Genomic DNA, 20,776 nt, shown 5'->3' with positions numbered 1-20,776 from the left:
GCCCCCAACGCAGGGATTGGTTGTGGTGCGAACTCATGACTTTGCTCGAATGAGATAACCGATATTGCGCACGGCTCTAATCTCCACCGTGGCTCCCGCCTGCGCCAGCTTCTTTCTGATACGGGAGATGTGGGCATCGAGCGCATTGGACTCGATCTCGTCGTCGAGCGTATAAACCGCCTCGATCAGGTTGGACCGCGTCACGATACGGTTCGGGCGCCGCATCAGGGCTTCGAGCGCCAGATATTCCCGACGCCGCAACTCGAGGATGGAGCCGGCAACGCTGACTTCATTGCTTCTTTGATCAATGCTCAGATTTCCGAAAATCGCATATCTGTCGGAAATGGAAGGGCCGCGCCTGTGAAGGGCCCTGAGGCGGGCGAGCAGTTCCTCTATCGCAAAAGGCTTGGCGAGATAGTCATCCGCGCCGGCATCCAGCCCGTCAACGCTGTGATCGACACTTCCAAGCGCCGTCAGGACAAGGATCGGTACGGAATGTTTGCTGCGGCGAAGCGCCGATACAAGGTTCAGCCCCTCACCATCGGGCAGGCGGCGATCCAGGACAAGCACATCGTAGGAGCCGTCACGCGCAAGGACATCGGCATCGCTGATGGTACTGACATGATCGGCAAGCACATCGCGCCGGCGCAAGGCTTCGAGCAGCGCACGCGCCATTTCGGGTTCGTCCTCGAGAAGCAGGATTCGCAATGACTTTCCCCCAAAGATGAGCTCTTGCCATCCCCACCACTGATTGATGAATGTTGCAGATAGATTGCAGCCCGGCCGCCCCTTCTTCTTGTACCATCCCAAACGGCGTAATCCGACTGGCATCGAAGGCGTTGGCCGCGCCACTTATCGCTGTCCCGAGGGTTGTCCGCGCCTGTCGAGATCGGCATGCGGGCGTCAGGCCCCGGGGCCTGGCCTGTATCCGTGCCTCGCATAAAATCGATCAAGCTCCCGTTGTTGCGGCACCTCGCCGGTATAGATGGCGATATAATCCGCAATTCTCTTCATCCGCACTGCCACATCTTCCTCGGCCTGCATGGAAATGTAGCCGATCTGCACGAGATAAGTGGTGCGGGCGCGCACATCCGCAGTATTTTCGGGGTGGCCGAAACGGACGAACATGCGCGAAAGCGCCTCCATTCTCACAGCATCCGCCTTGCGAACCTCGGCAAGGATATCATCGGACTGCAGCGCCCAGCTGCGCACCGCGAATTCGAATTTGCTGTCAAAAAGCGAGGGATCCAGCCAGCAATCGAAGACGTTCAGCATCGCCTCGGCCAAGGTTTCCGCGTAGGCCTCCGATTGCCTGAGGATGCTTCCCGTGTTCTTGTCGCGCCAGCGGGACAAAAGCGCCGCCAGCAACTCCTCCCGATCCTTGAAGAACCAGTAAAAGCTGGTGCGCGAGAGATTGAGCTTCTTCGCCAACGGCAAAATCTTGACGGAATCCACCCCCGATTCCAGCAGGGACTCGTAGGCGGCCTCAAGCCAACCCTCCTGCGATCCACGCCAACCGGTTTCGTTCAATGTCGCGTCCATGACAGTTGAGTACCAAATCAGTCCCTGCGCGACAAGGCGAGGCGTACGCTCTTGTCTAACTTATAGACACTGGTGTTTTGTTAATTGACACATATGTACATTTTCTCTTAGCCTCGCACCATACCCCCCCTTGGAGCAGGCCCATGTCGAACGATCCCCTTCTTCAACCCTATCAGCTGAAGCACCTGACGCTGCGCAACCGTATCATCGTGACGTCGCATGAGCCCGCTTATCCGGAAGACGGCATGCCGAAAGGGCGTTATCGCGCCTATACCGTCGAGCGTGCGAAAGGCGGCGTGGCGTTGACGATGACCGCAGGCTCAGCCGCCGTTTCGAAAGACAGCCCTCCCGTCTTCAACAATTTGCTCGCTTACAAGGATGAAATCGTTCCGTGGATCAGGGAAATGACCGACGCCGTCCACGAGGCGGGGTCGGCAATCATGATCCAGCTCACTCATCTTGGCCGGCGCACCCGGTGGGACAAGGGCGACTGGCTGCCGGTGCTCGCACCGTCACACCAGCGGGAAGCCGCTCATCGCGCCTTTCCGAAAAAGATCGAGGATTGGGATATTGAGCGTGTCATCAAGGATTTCGCCGACGCCGCCGAGCGTATGAAGGCTGGCGGCATGGACGGGGTGGAACTGGAGGCCTATGGTCATCTCATCGATCAGTTCGTCTCCCCGCTGACCAACGAGCTGGATGGCCCCTATGGTGGCTCGCTCGAAAACCGCATGCGTTTCTGCCTCGACGTTTTCCGGGCGATACGCAGGCGCGTGGGTGAGGACTTCATCCTCGGTGTTCGTTACACCGCCGATGAATGTCTGGAGGGTGGCACCGGAAAGGCAGAAGGCCTCGAAATCTCCAGACTGCTGAAAGAAAGCGGTCTGATCGATTATCTCAACGTCATCAGGGGGCATATCGACACCGATCCCGGCCTGACCGACGTTATCCCGATTCAGGGCATGGCAAGTGCGCCGCACCTCGATTTTGCCGGGGAAATCCGTGCAGCGACACGTTTCCCGACCTTCCATGCCGCCAAAATTCAGGACGTTGCCACAGCCCGGCATGCCATCGCCACCGGCAAGGTGGACATGGTCGGCATGACCCGCGCGCACATGACCGATCCGCATATCGTGCGCAAGATCGTGGAAAAGCGGGAGGACGATATCCGCCCCTGCGTCGGCGCTAATTACTGTCTCGACCGCATCTATCAGGGCGGCCTTGCCTTCTGCATTCACAATCCGGCAACCGGCCGCGAGGAAACCATGCCGCACGCCATCACCAGGGCTGCGAAAAGCCTGAAGGTGGTTATCGTCGGCGCCGGGCCGGGAGGCCTCGAAGCCGCAAGGGTCTGTGCCGAACGCGGCCATACGGTCGTGGTCTTCGAGGCAGCGAGCCATCCGGGCGGGCAGATTCGCCTCACCGCGCAGAGCGAACGCCGCCGGGAAATGACCGGCATCATCGACTGGCGCATGAGCCAGTGCGAAAAGCTCGGCGTCGTCTTCCACTTCAACAGCTGGGCGGAAGCGGACACGGTTCTCTCGCAAAAACCCGATGTGGTGATCATCGCCACAGGCGGACTGCCGCATACCGAGGTGCTGTCTAAGGGCAACGAACTGGTCGTCTCCGCGTGGGATATTATTTCCGGAGACGTCAGGCCGGGTGCCAATGTTCTCGTCTATGACGACGCGGGAGACCATGCCGGCCTTCAGGCGGCCGAGCTCATCGCCAAGGCTGGCGGCAAGGTGGAAATCATGACACCGGATCGCTCCTTCGCCCCTGAAGTCATGGCCATGAATCTCGTTCCCTATATGCGCTCGCTGCAAAAGCTCGACGCCACATTTACCGTCACTTACCGGCTGGAAGCAGCCGAAAGAAGCGGCAACCAGATCGTCGCCCACGTCGGCAGCGACTATGGCGGCATTTCCAGACAGCGCACCGTCGACCAGATCGTCGTCAATCACGGTACAGTCCCGCTGGATGAACTGTATTTCGAACTCAAGCCCGGCTCGACAAATCTCGGGGAGGTTTCCTATGACGCCCTGCTCGCCGGAGAGGCTCAGACCGTCGCGCGCAATCCGACAGGCACATATCGGTTGTTCCGCATCGGCGATGCCGTCGCGGCGCGCAACACCCATGCGGCGATCTACGACGCCCTGCGCCTCGCAAAGGACATTTGAGGCGCGGGTCGCGTTGCGGCCCGGCCCCAGGGCGCATCGAGGGGATCATTCGATGACGACGATGTTCACTTTCAGGCAGAATGGCGGCTGTCGCCCGGATCATCGCACAGGCACAAGCTCGAATGGACCAAAGTATGATCCACTATATGGACCTCTATACGTGGGTCTAAAACTGCGTAATTGCGGCCTTTTACTATTGATTTTATCATTCTTCCTGTGTATCCCGAACGTATGGTTTTGTAACGGTCCATATCGTGGAGGCGATATACCGATACGCTCAGACTTTTGGAGGGGTCTGGCCGGTCTTGCGATGACAGATATATCCTGATGCCGGCCATGATCGTGGCTGGGGCCCGGACATTCTGCCTTGCTGACCACCATCCATTGCGAAGGTTGTTCTGCGGGAGAGGAGGCCCCAATGACCATGACCGCAAACGCGAATGACGACGTCTTTGTGCTCGACGGCGAGCTACTGCACACGGAGCCGGTAACAGGCTCCTGGTTCATGCGGCCGGTCGAGGCCATGGCAGCCATTCTTTTGGCGCTGATGATCGGCCTGCTTCTGCTCGGCGTGACATCACGTTATGCCTTGCATCTGCCGATTGTCTGGATCGATGAAACGGCGTCGTTGTGCTTCCTGTGGTTTGCCATGCTGGGTGCGGCCATTGCCATCGACCGTAGCGAGCACCTGCGCCTGACGCTGTTCCTCAACATGTTTCCGCAGCGTTTTCTGGGTTACATCAATTCTTTGGCGCTGGTGCTGGTGGCGACATTTCTTGCGGCTATCATCAAGCCCGCAATCGAATACGCCATCGAGGAATGGGTCGTCACATCGGCGGCGCTGAACATTCCCATGACTTTCCGCGCCGCAGCCCTGCCATTCGGCGCCTCCCTGATGTTGCTCCTGGTCATGAACAACCTCTTCCGGAGGGAAAGGCTGCGGGACATCGTCGCTGCTATCGTCACGGTTGCGGTGGCTGCCGGCCTGCTGTTTCTTGCGTCGCCCACACTGGAATCCTTTGGCAATTTTAACCTGGCGATCTTCCTCGGCCTGTTCGTGGCGGTGTTTCTGGCGCTCGGCGTGCCCATTGCCTTCTGTTTCGGCCTTGGAACATTGTCCTATCTGACTTTCACCACCTGGGTTCCGATGATCGTTATGGTCGGGCGCATGGATGAAGGAATGTCGGGCATCATTCTGCTGTCGGTGCCGGTATTCGTGCTGCTGGGCTGCGTCCTTGACGCAACCGGCATGGGCAAGGCGATCGTCGAACTGCTGTCCTCGATGTTCGGCCACATCCGCGCGGGCATGTCCTATGTTCTGCTCGGTTCGCTGTTTCTGGTCTCGGGCATTTCCGGCTCCAAGGTTTCAGATATGGCAACGGTCGCACCTGCGCTGTTTCCGGAAATGAAGCGACGCGGCCACAAGCCCAAGGAAATGATCGCACTGCTGGCCACCGGCGCCGCCATGGCCGATACCGTTCCGCCGTCCATCGTTCTCATCGTCCTCGGTTCGGCAGCGGGCGTATCGATTGCCGGCCTGTTTACCTCCGGCTTCATGATCGCCATGGTGCTGCTTCTGGTGCTGGCGGTATTGGCCCGGTGGAAAGCGCGCAATGAAAACATGGATGGCGCCAGACGCACTCCGTGGCCGCTGGTCGGCAAGGCGGCACTCGTTGCCGCACCCGCTCTGGTTTTGCCTTTCCTTATCCGCAGCCTTGTGGGCGGCGGTGTGGCAACCGCGACCGAAGTATCCACCATTGCAGTGCTCTATGCCATGATTATCGGCGCGGTGCTTTATGGCGGTATCAGCCTGAAAAAACTCTACTCGATGCTGGTGGAGACAGCGGCGCTCTCGGGCGCGATCCTGCTGATCCTCGGCTGCGCCTCCGCCATGGCCTGGGGTTTGACGCAAAGCGGTTTCGCCTTCGAATTGACCGCGATGATAACCGACCTGCCGGGCGGCTGGATGACCTACATGATCGTATCGATCCTGATCTTCATGATCCTCGGCTGCGTGCTGGAAGGACTGCCTGCAATCGTTCTGCTCGCACCGATCATGTTCCCCATTGCCCGCACGCTCGGCATCAACGACATCCATTATTCGATGGTCGTGGTGGTCGCCATGAATATCGGCCTGATGGCGCCGCCCATCGGCATCGGCTTCTACATTGCCTGCAAGATCGGCAACGTCTCGCCCGATGAAGCCATGGGTGCCATCTGGCCCTATCTCGCAGCCATGGTCATCGGCCTGCTGCTGATTGCCGGAATTCCGGGTCTGTCCACAATTCTGCTCTGACACCGTGGCGGGTCCGCCCGCCATGCCGACGAACGACACATGCTTTTATTTGGGAGGAGAAAGCAATGATCATCAACAGACGTACCATGCTCGCGGGCGCCGGTTCTGCCGTTCTTGCCACCGCATTCGTATCGCGCGCACGCGCCGCGGAATTCAGCTACAAATATGCCAATAACCTGCCGGCCGCGCACCCCATGAATGTGCGCGCCAAGGAAGCGGCCGATCGTATCGAGAAAGAAACCGACGGGCGGGTCAATATCAAGATATTCCCCAGCAGCCAGTTGGGGGCCGATACCGACATGCTGAGCCAGGTGCGTTCCGGCGGCGTTGAATTCTTCACGCTCTCGCCGCTGATCCTGTCCACGCTGGTACCAAACGCGTCCATCAGCGGCATCGGCTTTGCCTTCCCGGATTATGATTCCGTATGGGCGGCCATGGACGGCGATCTCGGCAAATATGTACGCGGTGAAATTGCCAAACAGAATCTCGTCGCCATGGATACGATCTGGGACAACGGTTTCCGCCAGATCACCAGCGCCTCGAAACCCATCACCACGCCTGCCGATCTCGAAAGTTTCAAGATCCGCGTGCCGGTGAGCCCTCTCTGGACCTCGATGTTCAAGGCCTTCAAGTCGGCTCCCGCTTCCATCAACTTCGCGGAAGTCTACACCGCGTTGCAGACCGGCGTCGTCGACGGCCAGGAAAACCCTCTGGCCATCATTTCCACCGCGAAGCTCTTCGAAGTGCAGAAGTTCTGCTCGGTTACCAATCACATGTGGGATGGTTTCTGGTTCCTCGCCAACAAGCGCGCGTGGGAGCGGCTGCCGGACGACCTGCGCACCATCGTTGCCAAGAACCTCAATCAGGCCGGCAAGGATGAACGCGCCGACGTGGCGAAGCTCAACGCCTCGGTGAAGGAAGACTTGATCAGCAAGGGCATGGCCTTCAACGATACTGACGCATCGCTCTTCCGTGCAGCCCTCAAGGAAGCCGGATTCTATTCCGAGTGGAAAAGCAAATATGGCGACGAAGCCTGGGCCATTCTCGAAAAGGCCGTTGGCGCCAGCCTGACCTGACGGGTCAGCAAATAATCGGTCCCGCCGCAAGCGGGGCCGATCCGATCACTTCTGGCTGTTTTAATGGAGACTGTTTTGACAGGTCGCCTGACGGGAAAACGCGCGCTTGTATTTGGCGCAGGATCATCGGGGCCGGGCTTTGGCAATGGCAAGGCTGCGGCCGTGCAATTTGCCCGTGAGGGCGCGCGCGTGGCCTGTGTCGACCTCTCCGCCGGCGCGGCTGAAGAAACCGCGCAGATCATCCGCGAAGAAGGTTTTGAGGCAATCGCCGTTGCCGCCGATGTCACGAAGCTGGAATCCGTATCAGCGGCAGTTGCACGAACCTGCGATGCCTTTGATGGCATCGACATCCTGCACAATAATGTCGGCGTGACGCATATGGGCGGGCCGGTGGAGCTGGATGAGGAGCGCTTTCGCGCCTCCGTCGATCTCAACATCGGCTCTGTCTATCGCACCGCCAAGGCTGTTCTGCCGGTGATGCTGAGGCAGGGCGGCGGCGCCATCGTCAATATTTCCTCACTCGCCTCGATCCGCTGGACCGGCTATCCTTATTTCGCCTATTACGCCATGAAGGCGGCGGTCAACCAGGCCACCGTGGCGCTGGCGATGCAATACGCACGGCAAGGCATTCGCGCCAATTGCGTTCTGCCGGGCATGATCGATACGCCGCTGATCTACAAGCAGATCAGCAGCCAGTACGCCTCCGTCGAGGAAATGGTGGCGGCGCGTAATGCCGCGGTGCCCGTGGGGCGCATGGGTGATGCCTTCGATATCGCCCGCGCCGCCGTTTTTCTGGCATCCGATGAAGCAAAATTTATCACGGGCATCTGCCTGCCGGTCGACGGCGGCCAAAGTTGCGCAGTGGGGGCGTTTACCTGATATGGCCACGGTGGTTGCGGCGGAAAACGATCTGACAGGGGCACGTGCCGTGGACCGGGCGCTGGCGCTGCTGTCCATGGTGGGGCGGCACGCCGAACGCGGTGTGTCGCTTTCCGGCATCGTCGCCGAAAGCGGGTTGAACAAGCCAACGGCCCGCCGCCTGCTGCTGGCGTTGATCCGGGCAGGCCTCGTGGAACAGGACGAGGAGACACGCCGATATTATCTCGGCGAGGAAGCCTACGTGCTGGGCAGCCTGTCGTCACGCCGTTTCGGATTGTTGCAGATGGCCCAGGACGGACTGACGCGTATTTCCCGCCGTACCGAGGATTCGAGCTTCCTTTCGGTACGCCGCGATACGTTTTCGCTCTGCCTCTATCGTGAGGAAGGCACCTGGCCCGTGCGTACCCATGCGCTCCAGGCCGGTTTCGAGCACCCGCTGGGTATCGGCGCCGGATCTCTCGCCATGCTGGCCGCCCTGCCCGATGCCGAAGTGGATAGCGTCATCGCCGCCAATAGCGGCCTCATCGCCGCGAATTATCCCGGCATCACGCTCGACGGGCTACGCCGTGATGTCGAATTGACCCGGGCGAACGGCTACTCGCTCAATCCCGGCCTCATCCTTTCCAATTCATGGGGTATCGGTGTCGCAATCCGCACGCCGGATGGAGCGGTGGCGGGAGCGTTGAGCATCGCCGCCGTCGATAGCCGCATGCGGCCGGAGCGTCAGCCAGAACTGGCGGCGCTGCTGCGCGAAGAGGTGACACGTATCGAAACACGCATCGCAGAAATGATGGCCAGCCGCGCACGTACGCGCGGCGACGGCGAACCGAAGCGACAGGCAAGGAGAACGAGCAAATGAGCAAAGCGCAGATCGTCGGCTGGGCGCATTCGCCTTTCGGCAAATCGACCCTTGAAAATACCGAACAGCTGATGGCGTCAGTCGTCGCGCCGGCCATAGACCATGCGGGCATCGACGTTGGCGATATCGACGGCATTTTTGTCGGTGTGATGAACAATGGTTTCTCGAAACAGGATTTTCAGGGCGCCCTGGTGGCAATGGGTGATGAAAGACTGGCCTATACGCCCGCCGTGCGCTTCGAAAATGCCTGCGCGACGGGATCGGCCGCCCTGTACAGCGCGATGGATTTCATCGAGGCGGGGCGGGGCCGCATTGCGCTCGTCGTGGGCGCCGAAAAAATGACGGCGCTTCCCACCGCCGAGGTAGGCGACATTCTGCTCTCTGCTTGCTACCGCGCAGAAGAGGCCAATATCCCCGGCGGTTTTGCCGGCCAGTTCGGTCGCATCGCCCAGGCCTATTTCCAGCGTTATGGCGATCGCTCGGAGGAGCTTGCGATGATCGCCGCCAAGAACCACGCCAACGGCGCGGTCAATCCCTATGCCCATATGCGCAAGGATTTCGGCTTCGAATTCTGCAACACCGTGTCCGATAAGAACCCGTATGTCGCAGGCCCGCTACGCCGTACCGACTGCTCGCTGATTTCCGACGGCGCGGCGGCCATCGTTTTGGCCGACGAAGAAACCGCAGCCAGCCTCCACCGGGCTATCGGCTTTCGGGGCAGAAAACAGATCAATGACATTCTGGCGCTGAGCCGCCGCGACCCGCTGGCCTTCGAGGGCGCCCGCCGCGCATGGGCAGGCTCGCTGGAACTTGCGGGCGCTACGCTCGACGACCTTTCCTTCGTTGAAACGCACGACTGCTTCACCATAGCCGAACTTATCGAATATGAGGCCATGGGGCTTGCAAAACCAGGCGAAGGGCACCGGGTCGTGCACGAAGGCACCGCGCTGAAGACCGGCCGTTTGCCAATCAACCCTTCAGGGGGACTGAAATCGAAAGGCCACCCGGTCGGAGCGACCGGCGTTTCCATGCATGTAATGGCAGCGATGCAATTGATGGGCGAGGCTGGAGACATGCAGATCCCCGGCGCCTCGCTTGCCGGCGTTTTCAACATGGGCGGCACCGCGGTTGCCAACTATGTTTCGATCATGGAGCGCGTGAAATGAGGACACCTGGCCCCGTGCAGCATCCTCCGGGCGGTGTCACACCATCAACCACGCGGGTGATGAACCTTTCGCATTTTCTGACGCAGGCCGCGCGCCGCAACCCGCATCATATCGGCTTCGTCTGGGGTGAAAAGACCTGGAGCTGGGCGCAAATGGAAGCCCGCGTCGACGCCATGGCGCATGCGCTGGTCAGTGAATTCGGTGTCGTCAAGGGTGACCGTATTCTGGTGCAGTCTTCCAACAACAACCAGATGTTCGAATCGATGTTCGCCTGCTTCCGGGTGGGCGCAGTGTGGGTGCCGACCAATTACCGCCAATCGCCAGATGAAGTCGGCTACCTGGCGAAGGCCAGCGGCGCACGCGGCATGATCTGCGCCAGCGCTTTTCCCGAACATGCGAAAGCAAGCCGTGAAGCCGCAGCGATCGATTTCACCATCGCCATCGGTCAGGCGGAATTCGGTGAGGATTATGATGCGATTGTCGCCCGTCATCTGGGTCAGAAGGTCAAGGGCGAGGCGGTGGATCGCGACGATCCCTGCTGGTTCTTCTTCACGTCCGGCACCACCGGGCGCCCCAAGGCGGCGGTGCTGACCCACGGGCAGATGGCCTTTGTCATCACCAACCATCTCTGCGATCTGATGCCCGGCACGGGAACAGGCGACGCATCCATCGTTGTCGCTCCGCTTTCGCACGGCGCGGGTATTCACCAGCTGGTGCAGGTGGCGCACGGGGCAAAGACCGTGCTGCCGGCAGCGGAAAAACTCGATGTCCCCGCAGTTTGGGCGTTGATCGAGAAATGGCGTGTCACCAATGCCTTCACCGTGCCGACCATTCTGAAAATGTTGATCGAAGACCCGTCCGTGGATCGTTTCGATCATTCCTCGCTGCGCTATGTCATCTATGCCGGCGCGCCGATGTATCGCGCCGACCAGAAACGGGCATTGGCAAAGCTCGGTCCGGTGCTGGTGCAATATTTCGGCCTCGGCGAAGTCACCGGTAATATCACCGTGCTTCCCCCTTCCTTCCATAGCGCAGAAGACGGTCCGGAAGCGCGGGTCGGCACCTGCGGGTTCGACCGGACAGGCATGGAGGTGCAGATCCAGAACGACGCAGGCGAAGAGGTGGAGGCGGGAGAAACCGGCGAGATCTGCGTCATCGGTCCCGCCGTCTTCGCCGGTTATTACGACAACCCCGACGCCAATGCCAAAGCCTTCCGCAACGGCTGGTTCCGCACCGGCGATCTCGGCCACCGCGATGAAAACGGCTTCGTTTACATCACTGGGCGCGCCTCCGACATGTATATTTCCGGCGGCTCGAACATCTATCCGCGCGAGATCGAAGAAAAAATTCTCATGCATCCCGATATCAGCGAGACGGCGGTTCTGGGTGTGCCAGATGCGGTGTGGGGCGAAGTGGGCGTGGCGGTCTGCGTGGCGAGAGAAGGCGCTGACATCGCCGGCATCGACCTCAAGGCCTATCTGGAAGGCAAGATGGCCCGTTACAAGCTGCCCAAAACAGTCGTGTTCTGGGATGCCATGCCAAAATCCGCCTATGGCAAGATCACCAAGAAAATGATCCGCGAAGAGCTGGAAAAGCGCGGCCAGATGCCGGTTTTCGAGGAAAAGCGGACAGGCTGACGCGCGCGGCATTCAACCGGGAGGAGAGGGTATGACACAACGGACGGCAGGGACAAAAGGGGCTGTCGCGATCACCGGCGGAGCATCCGGCATCGGTTTTTCCACCGCGCAGCTGCTGATGGCGCGCGGATGGCAACCCTGGCTGCTGGATCTCAAGCGCGAAGCGCTGGACGCGGCCTGCGAGAAGCTCGGTATCGACGCCTCGCGTGGCATCGTGTGCAACGTGGCGGATGAAGCGTCGATAGAGGAGGCATTCGCCGCATTGACGGTGAATGGCGTTGAACAGGCGGTTGATCTGGTGGCCGTCGTCAACAGCGCCGGCATCGGCATCGACAAGCTTTCCGTCGAGACCAGCGTCGAAGAATTTCGCCGCATCGTCGACGTCAATCTCGTCGGCAGCTTCGCGGTGGCTCGCGCGGCGGCGCGTTACTGGCTGGACCGTGAGATTCCCGGCTCCATCGTCAACATCAGCTCGGTTTCCGGCATGTGTGGCAACCGGGGCCGCAGCGCCTATGGTGCCTCGAAAGGCGGCGTCAATCTCCTGACGATGGTGATGGCGAACGAGCTCGGACAATCGGGCATCCGCGTCAATGCAATTGCACCCGGCCCGGTCGATACACCGCTGACCCAGGCGGTCCATACCGAGAATGTTCGCGATCAGTGGCATAGCCGTGTTCCCATGCACCGCTATGGCAGAACCGATGAAATCGCCTCTGCCGTGGCGTTTCTGGTGTCGGATGATGCGAGCTACGTCAATGGTCAGGTTCTTGCCGTGGATGGCGGCTTCATCACCGCGGGGCTGGCGGTATGACGCCGATGGCACAGGCAGCGCTTCCGCGCAGCATCGTCCACCCCGGGCCGGAGACACCCGAGCGCTTTCGCGCCATCGGCTGCCGTGCCCATCCCGTCACGTTAACCGTCCGTGCGGGCATGTGCGTCAACGAAGCGATTGCCGCTGCCTTTGCGGAACGGGGTTTCGAGGGTGGCTACATCAGGCTAAAAAACGTGCCGATGAAGCGGCTGGAATACGTTATGCCCGCGGCCGCTCCTGATGCCTCCCATGCGGCCTGGTACAGCGAAACCTTTTCCATGCCTGAGGGCACGATCATCGATGCCGGCCTTCATATGGGACGTCGCGATGGCCAGCCGTTTCTGCACTGCCATGGTTCGTGGAAAAGTGCTCAGGGCGTCGTCTCCATGGGACACCTGCTTCCCTTCGAAGCCGAATTTGCCCAAGAAATACAATTTGAGGCGCTGGCGCTTGACGGAGCGATCCTCGACGCTCGGCAGGATGAGGAAACGAATTTTCCGCTTTTCACACCCATCCCCCGGCCGCGTAGGCATCAGGATGCGGGACTGAGGGCGCTTTTATGCACTGTTCGGCCTAACACCGACATCTGCCTCGCCCTCGAAGCGGCCTGCACGGAATTCGGCCTGCCGGAAGCCGATGTCAATGGCATTGGAAGCCTTATTGGCGCGGACTACGATGACGGAACGACCATTACCGCCTACGCCAGCGAAATCCTTATCCGCGCAGGCCATATCAGCTCCGACAGTGAACGCACGGCGCTGGATATTGCGATGGTCGATCTCACCCGCCACATCAGCGGCGGGCGGTTGGTGCGCGGCAAAAACCCCGTTTGCGTCACCTTCGAACTTCTTCTGACGGAGAAACGTGAGGCCGCAGCTTGAGCGGCGCAGGGACGTTTGGCGACACGGCGCCCCTGCTCGTCCCATTTTGTTCACGCCGCTTGCGATTTTTCCGTCGGCAGCCATTCCTCCAGCGTCACCTCGAAAGTCATGCAGACAGGGTTGGCGCCTGCGATGAAGGGGCCGCCGTAAACCGCACCCTCCGTATCGGCCACAACGCCGGTCAGCGCAGCGCGCAACGAGCCATCAGGCTGGGCGCGTACTTCGCCGGCTATCGAAACGATTTCAACGGCGGGGCCGCTTATCTGCAGAAAATCGCCGCTGCGGGTGCCGAGGCACGCATCCACCAGGCTGCCCAGCGCACCGCGCACGAAGGCATTGCGGAAGCCCTCGGCCAGGCACAGTTTCTCGACGCCGAGCACAAGATCTTCATTGGGGGCTATGCGGGCATAGGCCACGCGCCCCATGGAACCGGATTCGACAATATCATGCATGTTCATCGGCGCGCTCCATGCGATTTTTCGGTTGAAGAAGGGGAATATTCGTTTCTGGATCGAAAGACTGTTGCAACAGGAAACTGTCGAGCGAGGTCACAAGCGCGGAAATGCCACCCTCGCCGACAATGCAGGATTCTGTCAGCAAATGACCGCCTCTGACCAAACCCGCCGCGGTTCGCATGGCGGCGTGGCAATGCACGATCGGCTCGCCCTTCATGCTGCGCCCAAGCGTGGCGTTGCCGAAGATGAGCCACGCCGCACCGGCGTCGATGGGCTTCGTATAAGCGATGACGGCGTTGCCGGATGGATCAGGCGGAGCAACGCAATAGGACAATCCATCGAAGTGCCCTCCGAGTATGGTCAGGGAGGAGCTTTCAATGCCTTCCCCCGCAAGCGGCTGAACGATGCCGTCGTAAAGGCTGCGCCCCGGCTTGATGAACAGCCGGACATGGCGCGCCGAGGGCGAGCGCAGGCTGTTGATGCGCACAGGCGCGGAAATACCGGGATGGATCAACGTCCTGGGTCTTGGAAAATGCTGCTGCGATATCGGTGCCATGCCCGCTCCTCCCTGCTGCCTGTACCATGCAGTACGGTACTAAAAAACCAGCCGAAGGTGCTTTCGAATGGCGCAGCCAAAGCATCGAAACCAAGACACTTCTTTCGCACGCCGACGGATCGGCGGCAGATTTTTTCGCTGCATGTTTGGGAGAGACCGGCATGACGAAGCCGCTCGACAGGATCGACCGCAAAATACTCCGCGCCCTGCTGGAAAACGGCAGGCTGAGCAATACGGAACTATCCGAGAAGGTGGGACTTTCACCCAGCCCCTGCTGGCAGCGAGTCAAGCGGCTGGAAGAGGAAGGTGTCATCCGCGGCTATACGGCAATTCTCGATCAGGCGCAGCTAGGCTTGACCGAGACGGTAATCATCGAGGTCATGCTGGAGCGTCACGATGATGAGGTTCTGGAACGCTTCGGCGAAGCCATGGCGGCTCTTCCAGAGGTGCTGGAAGCTTATCTGACCACCGGCGAATATGATTATCTCATCAAGGTCGCGGTGGCGGGAACCGCAGGTTACGAGCAATTTCTGCGCCGCAAGCTCTACAAGATCGAGGGCGTGCGCCATTCGCGCTCCTGCTTTGCACTCAAATGCCTCAAGCACACCTTGTCGGTCGTGCCCGATACCGAGCCTCAGTCTAGTCCGAACTGAAAACACTTGTAGGTCGGATAAGCGCCCGTTGCACCACCCGTGATGCAACGGGCACTTTTAAGCTCCTGCCCGCGGCCCCGCACCATGGGTAAGCGACCCTTTCGGTAACAGCTTCATGACGAAACTCGCCACGGACGATTTCTCGTGCAATGCGGATGCAGGGCTGGGATGAAGAAGCTTGCGACGATGGGCCTTACGCAGCTCTCCGTCCCGCACCCCAACATCCCGCTCTATGTTAGTGGCCGCCCTTGGTGGACGGCGCCGGCGTGTTGAGCAACTGCTGCTCCCAGAGATAGGCGATGCCGCTGCCGCCGAAGTGCTGGATGAGAATTTCGGTCAGCTCCTCAACATGCTCGGTGCGGGCCCAATCGCGTTGCCATTCACCCGCAAGCGCCATTACCGTCATCACATTTGCGCCCGCCGCGATCATACGCTGGATGGCAACTTCATGAGATTCCTTCGAAATCCCGCCGGATGCGTCGGTAATCACGGTCACGTCCCAGCCTTCGCCGGCGGCCTGGATCACGGGCATTGCAACGCAGACTTCGGTCCACAGTCCGGCAATGATCAGCTGCTTGCGGCCGGTCGCCTTGACAACGTTCACTACATTCTCGTCCTGCCAGGTGTTCACCCAGGTGCGATCGATGACTTGCTGATCAGGAAACACGTCGGTGATCTGCTTGAAGAGAAGTCCGCCGCGTGCCGCAATTACGCTGGTGAGGACAGTCGGAACATCGAAGGCTTTGGCCAGCTTCGCCAGCGCCGTCGTGAGATTGACCACAGCCTGCGGATCGTGGCTGTTCAGGTTTGCGAGCTGATAGGGCTGATGATCAATCAGAACGAGGACGGAATCTTCGGGGCGGAGAAGTGAATCAAGGCCGTTACGAAAGGTCATGGGTTCATCCTGTGTTGGCGGTTTATCGAGGCGCTTGCGCAAGGGACCTGCATCCCTTCGGGCGTTGCCGCGGGAGGAAACTTGTCATTCCTGTTTATGATGCGGTAGTCCTTGTCAGCGTTGAGCTGTGTTGCAGAATGGGGAACGCAGAGTGGATATCGAAGACATCAGGACATTTGTCGAAGTTGCAGATGCGGGAGGTGTCTCTTCGGCCGCAGTGCGGCTCGGCATATCCAAGTCCATGGTCAGCAGGCGGCTGGCGCGGCTTGAGGCTGAACTTGGCGTTCAGCTTCTGGCCAGGTCCACACGCGGCGCTTCCCTGACGGAGGCGGGCGCCACCTTCCGGGACTATGCCGCTAGGATTTCAGCCGACATCGATATGGCGCGGGAGACGATTCTTCCGGCTGGTGAGCTTCGCGGGCGTCTGCGGATTGCAGCGCCGCTCTCTTTCGGCCCAACGCATTTCGCGCTCGTGATTGCGCAAATGGCGCGCCGCTATCCCCAGCTTCAGATCCAGACCTGCTACACTGATCGTTTCGTGGATCTGATCGCCGAAGGATATGATTGCGCGATCCGGGTCGGGAACCTCCCGGATTCAAGCCTCGTCGCCAGACGCGTCGGTCCGCTCTATGGAATTTTTGTTGCCAGCCCGGATTACATCAAGGTCCACGGCTCGCCGCAAACACCCGAAGAACTTGTGGCTCATCAGGCTCTCATGCAAGGCACGGAAACCTGGCAGGTGATGGACGGAGACAGGGTGATAACCGTTCGTCCGCAGGGACAGTTCAAGGCCGATAACGGAGTTGCTCTTGCTGTCGCCGCGGCGGCCGGATTGGGAGTCGCCGTGCTGCCTTACGACCTCGTCAAAAATTATCTGGCTGCGGGCGAACTGGTGGAAGTGATGAAAGGTCATCCTCCACCCCCGGCCGGGATATATGTCGTCCGGCCGCCGGGTCAGCATCCCGCAAGAAAAGTCCGGGTGCTGACCGAAATGCTGATCGAGTGCTTCGGCAGTGGGAAGGGCTCAAGCGCCTGACCGCATGAATGGGTGGCAGCAACCTCAAGGTGTCATCACGACGCGGCCAAGCGGCTTGGCTCTCTCCGCATACTCATGTGCCATCGAGGCGTCGCTCAACGGAAACACGCGGTCGATCACGACCTCCATGCGTCCCTCGGCCACCGCCTTGAGAAGCTGGATGACAGTTCCGTATACCGCCGTCCTCTCGAAGAGCGGCCCCATGAAGACACCGTGCAGCGTTTGATTGTTCTGCATCGGCGGCCAGAGATCGGCATGGAGGCTGCCGCCACCTGCATTCCCGACGAACACGAGGCGACCCTCGGGCGCGAGAGCGGATAAGGACGCTTGCAAAGTCGAACCGACAGGATCGATGACGAGGTCAGCCCCCATGCCACCGGTCAGCCGGAGAACCTCCTCAACGACATCCTTTTCCAGCCGATCGATGACATGTGATGCGCCGAGGCCGCGCAGGCGTGCCTGTCTTTCACTACCGCCCGCCGCAGCAATGACGGTCGCGCCCGCGTCACGCGCCAATTGGACGGCAGCCAGACCCACGCCGCCGGCGGCAGCCTGTATCAGAACTGTCTCTGCCTTTTGCAAGCCGCCTTTGGTGATCAGACAATGATGAGCCGTGCCGAACGAAATCGGCAGGGCCGCGGCCTGTGCCATTCCGACGCCTTCCGGCAAAAGCCACGTGCGCGAGGCCGGGACGGACCAGAGTTCTGCATGGGACCCCTGCATATCGAATGCAGCCACCCTTTCGCCGACCGCCCGGTCGCGGACATTTTTACCAACGGAAATCACGGTCCCTGCAGCGGCATAGCCGACAATCCACGGGGATTGCTGTGGTGTCGACCGGCGATTGATCAGATCGCCGCCTTCAATGGAAATCGCCTCGACGGCAATAAGCACATCATCCGGCCCGCAAACCGGATCGGGCACATCAGCATATCTCAAAACTGTAGGAGGACCGGGGTTGTCGTAAACTGCGGCTTTCATGTATTTTTCCTTGGCTGGCAGGGAGCATGATGCGACGCTATTTTTTCGCTTCGCGGTTCGGGAACGAAGGGATGTGCAGACTGCGCCGATTTTTCCACAGGGATCGGTTACCGATCGGTGCCCCGTCCGATTTTCATCGTGCGAAGCACCGGCTGCAGTGCGCTTTCACGCAAGCGCGCCGCCGTCGACGGTAAGGATCGTCCCTGTGATCTGCCGGGCGGCAGGCGTTGCGAGAAAAGCGACGGCGGCCGCGACATCTTCCGGCTGATTGAAGCGGCCGAGCGCGCTCAGGCTGCGCTGGTAGTCCGCTGATTCTCCCGTCTCGGGATTCGAGTCGGTGTTCGTCGATCCCGGCTGAACGAGATTGACCGTTATGTCCCGAGCACCCAATTCTCGCGCAAGTCCGCGATTGAATGCCTGAAGCGCACTCTTGGTCATATAATAGACCGTACCGGGGACGCCGACGATGCGATCCGCGCCCGCTGAGCCGATATTTATGATCCGGCCACCTTCCTTGAGGTGTGGAATGGCTGCCTTCGACGCCAGAACAGGCCCGCGGACGTTAACCGCCAGCAACGCGTCGAGATCCTCGACTGCGAAATCGGCAATATTATTGTATCGTCCTATCGCGGCATTGTTGACGAGAATGTCGAGGCCGCCCAGAGCCCGGACCGTCTCGTCCACGGCGTGTTGTATTGCGGCCGGATCGGCGCTGTCAGCCTGGATCGCGACGGCCGTGCCCCCCGCGGCATGAATTGCCCGAACGAGTTGCGCGGCGCTCTCGGCTGACCGCTCATAGGTTATTGCTACATTCGCTCCCTTCCCAGAAAGAGCGCGCGCAATTGCTGCACCTATGCCACGCGAACCACCCGTTACCAGAGCGTTCTTTCCAGCCAGTTCCTGCATAATCCGGACCCTTTCAATCTCATGTCGCCCCGATGCGCGGTCTCGAGGTATGTTCCACCTGATTACCGGGGATCGTGGCAGCTCAATTCGTTAAGCCTGAAGATAGGCGGGCACGGCGAAAGCTACATGCCCGATCTTCCCAGAGACTTGCCTGATCCTTCCAAATCACTACATGCCTGAGATGATGGCCGGCTCTGTGAAACCAATCACCCAACTGCTGAAGGACGTTGCTCCCTTTGTTGAGCGTCAGGGGGGAACCGTTGCCATTCCGACCCCTGTCCCGCGCCTGACGCTATGGACAAGTACACGCACCACGCCACCCACACCGGCGGTGTTCGAGCCGATGTTCTACGCCGTTCTACGGGGCACGAAGGTTTTGACCATGGGCGCCAATCGTTTCGAACTGCTGGCGGGCGACTGCGCGACATCGTCCTTCGGCCTGCCCTATATCCACCAGCTGACTGACGCGACGCCAGAGCTTCCCTACATCGGCATGAGCCTTCATCTCGATATCGGAATGCTCACGCGTGTCGTGCTCGACATGCCCAAGCATGAGGATCGCTGGACATGTGCGGTCGCATCAGACAATCTGAACGGACCTGTCGGCGATGCATTTGTTCGCCTTGTCGGACTTCTGGCCACGCCCGATGACGTCGGCGCGCTCGCGCCACACTACGAGTTCGAGCTCTATTATCGTTTGCTGCAAAGCTCGATGGGCGATACGCTTCGGCAGGTCGGACGGCGAAACGACCGGTTCCAGCAACTCAAGACGGCGGCCGACTGGCTTGCCACCAATCACAACGAACCGATTGTCATTCCCGAGCTGGCGGCCTCGTCCGGCATGAGCGTCACCTCTTTTCACCGGCACTTCAAGGCTGTCACGGGATTTAGCCCCCTGGCCTTCCAGCGTCATATACGCCTGCTGGAAGCCCGAAAGCTTCTCGCCTCCGGAAGCACCAATGTCTCCCGCGTGGCGTATGACGTGGGCTACGCAAGCCCTTCGCAATTCAGTCGGGAGTATAAGAGCATGTTTGGCACAGCGCCCGTCGCCGACCTGCAGCGCTGAACTCTTCCGGGGCCAAAGCCTTCCGCAAGCAATAATCGTAAAACGGAACACTGGAGACCTATTCCGGTTATTCCCATGGCGTGTTGATGATCAACGCTGCCATACTGAATGAAGATTTTCGGTGTTATCGCCAGACAAGAAGCTTCTCGGCGGAGTGCGCAAGCCCGTGCTGCGGTTCAAACCGGCTCCATGCACGGCTCTAACATTTAAGGAGACAATGCATGGTCATTCATAAATTCGCCATTGCTGATGCGGCATTTGAACGCTCGCCAGGACAAGACGGTGACATTTTCACCGCCAACCTCCTCGATCAGCGCCATGGCGGGCCGGTCACTATCGGATTCGGGCGTTATGGACCAAACCAGATTCTCGAAGAAACAATGGCCGTACACGACACGATGGTCATCCTGGAAGGAAGTATTACCGTTTCCGATAGCCACAAGACGGTGATGGCAGGTCCGGGAGAGATCATCGCCATGCAGAAAGGCGACAGGGTTACGATCCGGTCTCACGAAGAAGGAGCGTTGACTGCTTATGTGACCTATCCTCATTGGCAGCAGCCGTGGACGTGATCGGCACAGGCAAGCACGGCTTCGGGCCAGGGTGCATCCGGGACTTTGTGAAGCCGGGTTGTTTTCGGATTGTTCGACTGTGTTTGGGTGCATCCACTTGCGCGCGTGCTCGGGGGCGGATTTGTGCTAGTGTTATGCTATGCCCAAAACGCAAGAAAGCCCTCTTTTGGGAGAGGGCTTTCGTGTTTGCTTTCTTCGTAATTTTGGTTGCGGGGGCAGGATTTGAACCTGCGGCCTTCAGGTTATGAGCCTGACGAGCTACCGGGCTGCTCCACCCCGCGTCCAGCGCATTCGGCAAGGCCGAATGTCGCGGTTACGTCGTTGCTTTA

At 59.9% G+C, this 20,776-nt stretch carries 20 protein-coding genes and 1 tRNA gene; 13 read left to right on the top strand and 8 right to left on the bottom strand.

All coding sequences use genetic code 11. The features are described 5' to 3' along the window. Positions 1-33 precede the first annotated feature (33 nt). On the bottom strand, positions 34-708 hold the full coding sequence (locus K7A42_RS00990; RefSeq protein ID WP_282454661.1) for a response regulator transcription factor: 675 nt from the start codon (positions 706-708) through the stop codon (positions 34-36). A 195-nt stretch (positions 709-903) separates the two neighbouring features. Further along, positions 904-1,542 carry a TetR/AcrR family transcriptional regulator gene (locus K7A42_RS00985; RefSeq protein ID WP_006698730.1) on the bottom strand — a complete coding sequence of 213 codons (639 nt, stop codon included), beginning with the start codon at positions 1,540-1,542 and terminating at the stop codon, positions 904-906. Between the two features lie 143 nt (positions 1,543-1,685). On the opposite strand from K7A42_RS00985, the gene K7A42_RS00980 reads away from it, so the two are divergent. From K7A42_RS00980 to K7A42_RS00940, 9 genes are all read left to right on the top strand, one after another. Beyond that, on the top strand, positions 1,686-3,722 hold the full coding sequence (locus tag K7A42_RS00980) for an NADH:flavin oxidoreductase (RefSeq protein WP_022556874.1): 2,037 nt from the start codon (positions 1,686-1,688) through the stop codon (positions 3,720-3,722). Between the two features lie 418 nt (positions 3,723-4,140). Further along, positions 4,141-6,018, top strand: coding sequence for a TRAP transporter large permease subunit (locus K7A42_RS00975; protein ID WP_004443556.1), 1,878 nt, complete (start codon positions 4,141-4,143; stop codon positions 6,016-6,018). A gap of 65 nt (positions 6,019-6,083) precedes the next feature. Next, on the top strand, positions 6,084-7,094 hold the full coding sequence (locus K7A42_RS00970; RefSeq protein WP_004443559.1) for a TRAP transporter substrate-binding protein: 1,011 nt from the start codon (positions 6,084-6,086) through the stop codon (positions 7,092-7,094). Between the two features lie 75 nt (positions 7,095-7,169). Continuing rightward, positions 7,170-7,973 (top strand): SDR family NAD(P)-dependent oxidoreductase, encoded by an 804-nt coding sequence (locus K7A42_RS00965; protein ID WP_022556875.1) that lies wholly within the window; start codon positions 7,170-7,172, stop codon positions 7,971-7,973. A 1-nt stretch (position 7,974) separates the two neighbouring features. Next, the gene (locus tag K7A42_RS00960) at positions 7,975-8,832 is read left to right on the top strand and encodes an IclR family transcriptional regulator (protein ID WP_004443561.1); all 858 of its coding nucleotides are present in this window, start codon (positions 7,975-7,977) and stop codon (positions 8,830-8,832) included. Then, positions 8,829-9,998 (top strand): acetyl-CoA acetyltransferase, encoded by a 1,170-nt coding sequence (locus K7A42_RS00955; protein WP_004443563.1) that lies wholly within the window; start codon positions 8,829-8,831, stop codon positions 9,996-9,998. Before K7A42_RS00960 ends, K7A42_RS00955 begins: the two co-directional genes overlap by 4 nt. Then, positions 9,995-11,635: an acyl-CoA synthetase gene (locus tag K7A42_RS00950; protein ID WP_045532281.1), complete on the top strand. Its 1,641-nt coding sequence runs from the start codon at positions 9,995-9,997 to the stop codon at positions 11,633-11,635. Before K7A42_RS00955 ends, K7A42_RS00950 begins: the two co-directional genes overlap by 4 nt. Positions 11,636-11,666: 31 nt before the next feature. Further along, positions 11,667-12,446: an SDR family NAD(P)-dependent oxidoreductase gene (locus tag K7A42_RS00945; protein ID WP_004443568.1), complete on the top strand. Its 780-nt coding sequence runs from the start codon at positions 11,667-11,669 to the stop codon at positions 12,444-12,446. Next, positions 12,443-13,327 carry a hypothetical protein gene (locus tag K7A42_RS00940; protein WP_004443571.1) on the top strand — a complete coding sequence of 295 codons (885 nt, stop codon included), beginning with the start codon at positions 12,443-12,445 and terminating at the stop codon, positions 13,325-13,327. The genes K7A42_RS00945 and K7A42_RS00940 overlap by 4 nt, the downstream gene beginning before the upstream one ends. A gap of 50 nt (positions 13,328-13,377) precedes the next feature. Here the strand turns inward: K7A42_RS00940 and K7A42_RS00935 are convergent, their stop codons facing one another. Both K7A42_RS00935 and K7A42_RS00930 read right to left on the bottom strand, forming a co-directional pair. Continuing rightward, complete coding sequence (locus tag K7A42_RS00935; RefSeq protein ID WP_004443574.1) at positions 13,378-13,785, bottom strand: PPC domain-containing DNA-binding protein; 408 nt, start codon at positions 13,783-13,785, stop codon at positions 13,378-13,380. Next, a complete protein-coding gene (locus tag K7A42_RS00930; RefSeq protein ID WP_282454660.1) occupies positions 13,772-14,338 on the bottom strand; it encodes a DUF296 domain-containing protein in 567 nt (188 codons plus the stop codon). Before K7A42_RS00930 ends, K7A42_RS00935 begins: the two co-directional genes overlap by 14 nt. Positions 14,339-14,499: 161 nt before the next feature. Here K7A42_RS00930 and K7A42_RS00925 point away from each other — a divergent pair, with 161 nt between their 5' ends. Further along, entirely contained in the window at positions 14,500-14,991 is a 492-nt protein-coding gene (locus K7A42_RS00925) for an Lrp/AsnC family transcriptional regulator (RefSeq protein ID WP_004443579.1), read from the top strand. Between the two features lie 235 nt (positions 14,992-15,226). On the opposite strand, the gene K7A42_RS00920 is transcribed toward K7A42_RS00925, so the two are convergent. Further along, positions 15,227-15,886 carry a hydrolase gene (locus tag K7A42_RS00920; RefSeq protein WP_004443583.1) on the bottom strand — a complete coding sequence of 220 codons (660 nt, stop codon included), beginning with the start codon at positions 15,884-15,886 and terminating at the stop codon, positions 15,227-15,229. Positions 15,887-16,037: 151 nt separating this feature from the next. Between K7A42_RS00920 and K7A42_RS00915 the strand changes: the two genes are divergently transcribed. Further along, positions 16,038-16,922: a LysR family transcriptional regulator gene (locus K7A42_RS00915; protein ID WP_004443585.1), complete on the top strand. Its 885-nt coding sequence runs from the start codon at positions 16,038-16,040 to the stop codon at positions 16,920-16,922. Between the two features lie 24 nt (positions 16,923-16,946). Here K7A42_RS00915 and K7A42_RS00910 read toward each other — a convergent pair whose 3' ends face one another. Together K7A42_RS00910 and K7A42_RS00905 are read right to left on the bottom strand one after the other, a co-directional pair. Further along, positions 16,947-17,903, bottom strand: a complete 957-nt coding sequence (locus tag K7A42_RS00910) for a quinone oxidoreductase family protein (protein ID WP_004443587.1) — start codon at positions 17,901-17,903, stop codon at positions 16,947-16,949. 165 nt (positions 17,904-18,068) lie between these two features. Then, positions 18,069-18,809 (bottom strand): SDR family NAD(P)-dependent oxidoreductase, encoded by a 741-nt coding sequence (locus K7A42_RS00905; RefSeq protein ID WP_282454659.1) that lies wholly within the window; start codon positions 18,807-18,809, stop codon positions 18,069-18,071. Positions 18,810-19,005: 196 nt separating this feature from the next. On the opposite strand from K7A42_RS00905, the gene K7A42_RS00900 reads away from it, so the two are divergent. After that, a complete protein-coding gene (locus K7A42_RS00900; protein ID WP_234794421.1) occupies positions 19,006-19,875 on the top strand; it encodes an AraC family transcriptional regulator in 870 nt (289 codons plus the stop codon). A 221-nt stretch (positions 19,876-20,096) separates the two neighbouring features. After that, a complete protein-coding gene (locus tag K7A42_RS00895; RefSeq protein WP_172874158.1) occupies positions 20,097-20,447 on the top strand; it encodes an ethanolamine utilization protein in 351 nt (116 codons plus the stop codon). A gap of 204 nt (positions 20,448-20,651) precedes the next feature. Here the strand turns inward: K7A42_RS00895 and K7A42_RS00890 are convergent. Next, positions 20,652-20,728 (bottom strand) — tRNA-Met (locus tag K7A42_RS00890). Between the last annotated feature and the right edge of the window lie 48 nt (positions 20,729-20,776).

This window comes from Agrobacterium sp. InxBP2 (genome assembly GCF_026191755.1).
GTDB classification, from domain to species: Bacteria; Pseudomonadota; Alphaproteobacteria; order Rhizobiales; family Rhizobiaceae; genus Agrobacterium; species Agrobacterium pusense.
The sequence above is the reverse complement of the archived record's forward strand: the minus strand, read 5'-3'. Positions and strand labels throughout refer to the sequence as shown.